We start from the raw sequence: 5,628 nt of genomic DNA, 5'->3' as shown, positions 1-5,628 counted from the left end.
CGCAAGGGCGCCGACGGCGTCCCGTGAGGCGCGCAGGCCCTCTCCGGTGGCGCTGAGGTACAGCTTGATGGCCGCCATGGCCTGACCTTGGGCGATCAGGGAATACAGCTGCCGGTGTTGATCCTCGCTGAGCTTCGCGGCGGCCTCGCGGGCCAGCTCGACGGGATCCACGGCAGCTTTGTGGGTGGCCGCATTTCCACGGAGTTCCGCTGAGCGGCGGGCGAGCACACGGCTCATCAGCAGCACGCCGACGACGACGGCCGCCAGGATCAAGACCGGAACGAGTAGGGAAGACATGCGCTAAAGCCGATCTATGTAGTTCTTGGCGGTCAACAAGTCCGAGTGGGTCGTCTGGCGCAGGAGCTTGATGGCCTGGATTTTCTGCCCGCTGCGGACCATGCCCTGCAGCTGCAGGGCGAACTGTGGATTCAACTGCCCGTTGGGGAGGATGGGACCGTTGTAGCCGGCCTGGCCGACTCCCGGGCCAGCCCCGGCTTGAGCCCTCAGTGCCGCCCGCGACTGGCTGTCCTGCTGGGACTGTTGCTGCGCATTCTGGCTGGGCCGTGTGGATGCATCGATGCGGGCCCTCGCTGCCGTCGCCGCTTGCACTTGGGCGGCCTGGTGGGCTGCCGAGCGGGCGGCCAGCTCCCGTTGATATCGTTCGGCGTCTGACAGCCCCGAGTTGCGTGGCTTGAATGCCGCCGTCAGGGCCCAAATCACGGCCACAAGGATGACAACGGGCATTGCGACCAGCAGTACATCCCCAATGGTGAAACCCATACCTAGAGCTTATGTCAGAACGCGGTTATCCACAGCACATTCCTGCTTTGGCATAGCTTCTGAGAGCCGACTGTCAAATTTCAGGCTGATTTGTGGGGAGTATCACATTTTTGGCATATTTATCCCCCTTTCGGCCGTCAGGCGGGGACCGGAGCCTGGATTGAGCGAATCGCCCTGTGGATGATCCGTGGAGGAAAATACTTTTGATCCACATGGCTCGAAGAACGTTTTCCCAGCTCAGGGGCTATTTGCCGGAAAAAGAATTTCTCTTTCCACAGGGTCATGCACAGACTGTGCACAAGTAGGGGTATGTATTCCACACTTTATCCACAGGTCCGGCTTGGTGCCTCGGAAAAGCAGGGCTAACGTGGCTGAGTACCTGCTTTAGGTACTTGGAAAACCCCTGTTTCTTGTGGACGGCACCTTGGTGCCGTTGAAAAGCGGCGCGCCTGCGGACCTGTCTGTGGATAAGTTGTGGAAATCTTGGGAAAACCAAAATTGTCGGTGCCCTACGGAACAGTTTGGACCAGCCGGCATAAACGGCGCGGTCGGAGCAACCCACACGGGACATTGGCCTACCGCACCGCCGGGAACAGTTATCTTCGCGGTACACAATGGAGGACGGCTTTGTCAGTTACGCACTTGGATTCGATCGAGGGCGGCCGGACCTCGGACGCCAGCCGCAAACCTCCCCAGGACATCCCCGCTGAACAATCAGTTCTCGGCGGCATGATGCTGTCCAAGGATGCCATCGCCGACGTCGTGGAAATTGTGCGCGGACATGACTTCTACCGTCCCGCCCACGAGACGATCTACGAGTCCATCATCGACCTCTACGGCCGCGGCGAACCTGCCGATGCCGTCACCGTGTCCGATGAGCTCACCAAGCGCGGCGAGATCAACCGGATCGGCGGCCCTGCCTACCTGCACGAACTGATCCAGACCGTGCCCACGGCGGCCAACGCTGGCTACTACGCCGAAATCGTTGCTGAGCGCGCCGTCCTGCGCCGGCTCGTTAATGCCGGCACCAAGATCGTCCAGATGGGGTACGGCCAGGACGGAGAGGTCGAAGACCTCGTCAACCAAGCCCAGGCCGAGATCTATGCCGTGGCCGAACGCCGCACTGCGGAAGACTACGTGGCGCTCAAAGACGTCATGGAATCCACCGTTGATGAGATCGAGGCATCCGGCCACCGCGGGGAGGGCATGACGGGCGTACCCACCGGGTTCTACGAACTCGATGAGCTCACCCATGGTCTTCACCCGGGCCAGATGATCGTCATCGCCGCGCGCCCCGCCGTCGGTAAGTCCACGTTCGCGCTTGACTTCGCCCGTTCCGCTGCCATCAAGAACAACCTCGCCACCGTGATGTTCTCCCTGGAAATGGGACGCAACGAAATCGCGATGCGCCTGCTGTCCGCGGAAGCCACCATCGGCCTCCAGGACCTGCGCAAGGGCACCATCAAGGACGAGCAGTGGTCAAAGATCGCCACCACCATGGGCCGCATGAACGACGCCCCGCTGTTCATCGATGACAGCCCCAATATGTCCCTCATGGAAATCAGGGCAAAGTGCCGTCGCCTGAAGCAGCAGCACGACCTCAAACTGGTGATCCTCGACTACCTCCAGCTCATGAGCTCCGGCAAGAAGGTGGAGTCCCGCCAGCAGGAAGTCTCCGAGTTCTCGCGTGCCCTCAAGCTGTTGGCCAAGGAGCTCCAGGTTCCGGTCATCGCGCTCTCGCAGCTCAACCGTGGATCCGAACAGCGCCAGGACAAGCGGCCCATGGTTTCGGACCTCCGTGAATCGGGTTCCATCGAGCAGGACGCCGACATGGTCATCCTTCTCCACCGCGAAGACGTCTACGACAAGGAATCCCCCCGTGCCGGAGAGGCCGACATCCTCATCGCCAAGCACCGTAATGGTCCCACCAAGGACATCGTGGTTGCCTTCCAGGGACACTACTCCCGCTTCGCGAACATGGCGGGCGAGACCGGCGGCGGCGGGTTCTAGCCGCTGGTTGCCTAGTGGTGCGCAGACCCTACGAAGTCGAGGGCCTCACGGGCCAGTGCCAGCCACGACTCATGATCCTCGGCGGTGACCGTGAGCCACTCCTTCATCGGACGACCCTTTCCTCGGGCACCATGAGGACATCTTCCCGCCGTGAACTTCGCGGCGCCAGACCCGGACGAAACGCCTACCGGCCGTTAAGCAAATGATCCGGCCTTCGGTTTCCGGGAGCCCGTCCCCGGATCTCCAGCAGTTCGCGGGCATGGGCATGAAGGCGCCGGTCCTCGTCGGTTTCCGGCACCCAGGGAGGTATAGGAACAGACGTGCCGGTTTCGTCCCTGGCAACCATGACCGTGAGGCAGTAGGTGGTGAGATTCATCTCACTGCTCTTCGGGTTCCCGGAGCGAACGTGCACGGCAATATGCATGCCTTTATGGCCTGTGTAGACGAGGCGGGCTTCGACTTCCACCACATCGCCGATCAACAATGGCCGGTAGAAGCGCACGCCCCCGGAGAACACGGCCACGGTGTCCTTGCCGCAATAGCGGGAAGCGCAGACGTAGGCGGCCTCATCGATCCACTTCATGACAATACCGCCGTGGACTTTTCCGCCCCAGTTGACGTCAGTGGGGGCCGCCATGAAGCGGAGGACAACGCGTTCGGCTGTGCCGGCGTCGGTATATTCCTGCGCGTTCATGGCTTCGACAATCTTTTCCCGCACGGCAATCCGCGCGAGGGCGTTGTCGCGTTGCTCGATTTCCTCCGGCGTCGAAGGCTCGAACTGGGGGACTGGAACCGGGCGCCCGTCGGGACCGACCGCGACGAAGATCACCAGGCACTGGCTGCGCATCGTGGCCGGCCCGCCCTTGGGATCGCCGGAGGACACGATGGTCCGGATGTGCATGGAAGAGCGGCCGGTATAGACGATGGTCGCTTCGACCTCGACCATGTCTCCGCTGTTCACGGGGTCGGCGAAATGGATGTTGCCCACATATGCCGTGACGCAATAGGACTTCGCCCAGCCAACGGCTGCCGCGTAGGCGGCCTTGTCCACCCACTCAAGGACTGTGCCGGCGTCGACGGACCCGCTATGTCCGACGTCGGTGGGGGAAGCAAGGAACCGCAGGGTGACGGAGTGGGAGGGGAGCTCGCTCATGACGTGAGTGTATCGACGGCGTGGATACCGGCGCGCTGTATGACGGGCTGGGGACACCCAAGCGGACAGGCCTGGGTGTCGCCAGCGATGTGGTGCACGCGATCCTAGGCGAGAATACGCAGCTTTGAACCCCTCCGGCCGAAGACCGCGGCGTCGATGGAGATCCGTCCGGCGCCTGTCAGGGCCACAGCCGCGGCTGCGGCAGCGAGGGCCAGGACGAGTTCATACCCGCCCTTGTCCGCAAACAGGCCGGCCGGAGCGTGGACCAGGAACAGGGCGCCGAGCATGTCCAGCGCAAGGACGGCGGCGAAGACGCGTGTCAGCACGCCCGCAATGAGGGCAATGCCCCCGACAAGTTCGATGGTTGCCACGATCGGGGCCACGACATCGGCGGCGGGGACGCCCATCTTGCCGAAGGCGGCCTGAGTGCCGGCGATGGTGAACTCGTTGAATTTCTGCCAGCCATGCGCGGCGAAGATGAAGCCGACGATGACGCGCAGGACAGTAAGGGCTGTGTTGGTCAGGGTGGACTGGTTCATGTTTTTGCACCGTTTCGGGTAGCGGTTGGCTGTCGTGAAGCTCCAAGGCCAAGGCCCAATTTGTTGAAGCTTCAACTCAAGCCTTTCGAACTTTGCTGGAAGTGTCAAACAACCGTGACCCAGCGAGGCCGGCTTGGCGGTCCCGCACAAGCCCTCCCCAAGCTACATGCCGGCGCCCCGCTAGGCTTGGAAAGTGCCCCAGACAATGACCCGTACCACCACGCCCTCCACTGCCCGCGAGATCCTGCGCTTGGCTGTCCCCGCCTTTGGGGCGCTCATTGCCGAACCCCTTTTCCTTTTGGCCGACTCCGCCATTGTGGGGCACCTTGGCGTAACCCAGCTGGCGGGCGTGGGGCTGGCCTCCACCCTGCTGTATACCGCCGTCGGACTTATGGTGTTTCTGGCATATTCGACGACTCCCGCTGTGGCGCGGGCCATCGGGCACGGAAAGCTCGCCAAAGCGCTGGCCGCAGGGCGCGACGGCGTGTGGCTGGCGTTGCTGCTGGGTGCCGTCCTCGCAGTGGCGGGCTTCTTCGCGGCTGAGCCGCTGGTCGGGTTGCTTGGAGCGAGCGGCGAGGTGCGCGCATACGGTGTGGAGTACTTGCGTTGGTCCATGCCGGGACTCGTCGCCATGCTGCTGATCTTCGCCGGAACCGGCGTGTTGCGCGGATTGCAGGACACACGCACGCCTTTGGTGGTCGCAACAGCGGGGTTCGCTATCAACATCGCCCTGAATTGGTTCCTGGTTTACGGCCTCCATTTGTCCGTGGCGGGGTCAGCCATCGGCACCAGCATCGCTCAATGGGCCATGGCCGCCGTCTATTTGGCCATAGTGGGACGGAACGCCCGGCGCCACGGCGTTTCGCTGCGCCCGGATTGGCGCGGAATCCGCACGATGACCACCGTGGGTTCATGGCTCATGCTCCGCACCCTCAGCCTGCGCCTGGCTATCCTGGCCACGGTCCTGGTGGTCACGTCCCAAGGGTCCGTGAACCTCGCCGCGCACCAGCTCGCGATGACCATTTTCTCCTTCCTCGCCTTCGCCCTGGACGCCTTGGCGATTGCTGCGCAGGCCCTCATCGGCAAGGAACTCGGCGCCTCCCATCCGGCGCGTGCGCGCGAACTCACCCGCACCATGATCCGCTG

General features: G+C 63.0%; 5 protein-coding genes and 1 pseudogene. 2 read left to right on the top strand and 4 right to left on the bottom strand.

The window, feature by feature from the left end; translation table 11 throughout:
* Both AHiyo1_RS12855 and AHiyo1_RS12850 read right to left on the bottom strand, forming a co-directional pair.
* Window positions 1-297 (bottom strand): annotated as a pseudogene (locus AHiyo1_RS12855) (hypothetical protein); the annotation flags it as partial.
* Between the two features lie 3 nt (window positions 298-300).
* Window positions 301-780, bottom strand: coding sequence for a hypothetical protein (locus AHiyo1_RS12850; protein WP_059388831.1), 480 nt, complete (start codon window positions 778-780; stop codon window positions 301-303).
* A 627-nt stretch (window positions 781-1,407) separates the two neighbouring features.
* Between AHiyo1_RS12850 and dnaB the strand changes: the two genes are divergently transcribed.
* The gene (gene dnaB / locus AHiyo1_RS12845) at window positions 1,408-2,790 is read left to right on the top strand and encodes a replicative DNA helicase (protein WP_059388830.1); all 1,383 of its coding nucleotides are present in this window, start codon (window positions 1,408-1,410) and stop codon (window positions 2,788-2,790) included.
* A 184-nt stretch (window positions 2,791-2,974) separates the two neighbouring features.
* Here dnaB and AHiyo1_RS12840 read toward each other — a convergent pair whose 3' ends face one another.
* Together AHiyo1_RS12840 and AHiyo1_RS12835 are read right to left on the bottom strand one after the other, a co-directional pair.
* The gene (locus AHiyo1_RS12840; RefSeq protein ID WP_059388829.1) at window positions 2,975-3,943 is read right to left on the bottom strand and encodes an acyl-CoA thioesterase; all 969 of its coding nucleotides are present in this window, start codon (window positions 3,941-3,943) and stop codon (window positions 2,975-2,977) included.
* A 104-nt stretch (window positions 3,944-4,047) separates the two neighbouring features.
* Window positions 4,048-4,482, bottom strand: coding sequence for a DoxX family protein (locus AHiyo1_RS12835; RefSeq protein WP_059388828.1), 435 nt, complete (start codon window positions 4,480-4,482; stop codon window positions 4,048-4,050).
* A 193-nt stretch (window positions 4,483-4,675) separates the two neighbouring features.
* Here AHiyo1_RS12835 and AHiyo1_RS12830 point away from each other — a divergent pair.
* Window positions 4,676-5,628, top strand: a 953-nt coding sequence (locus AHiyo1_RS12830) for an MATE family efflux transporter (RefSeq protein WP_059388832.1), incomplete at its 3' end; no start/stop codon positions are given.

It is taken from the genome of Arthrobacter sp. Hiyo1 (genome assembly GCF_001263615.2).
Taxonomy (GTDB): domain Bacteria; phylum Actinomycetota; class Actinomycetes; order Actinomycetales; family Micrococcaceae; genus Arthrobacter.
This window is presented reverse-complemented; position numbering and strand designations above follow the sequence as displayed.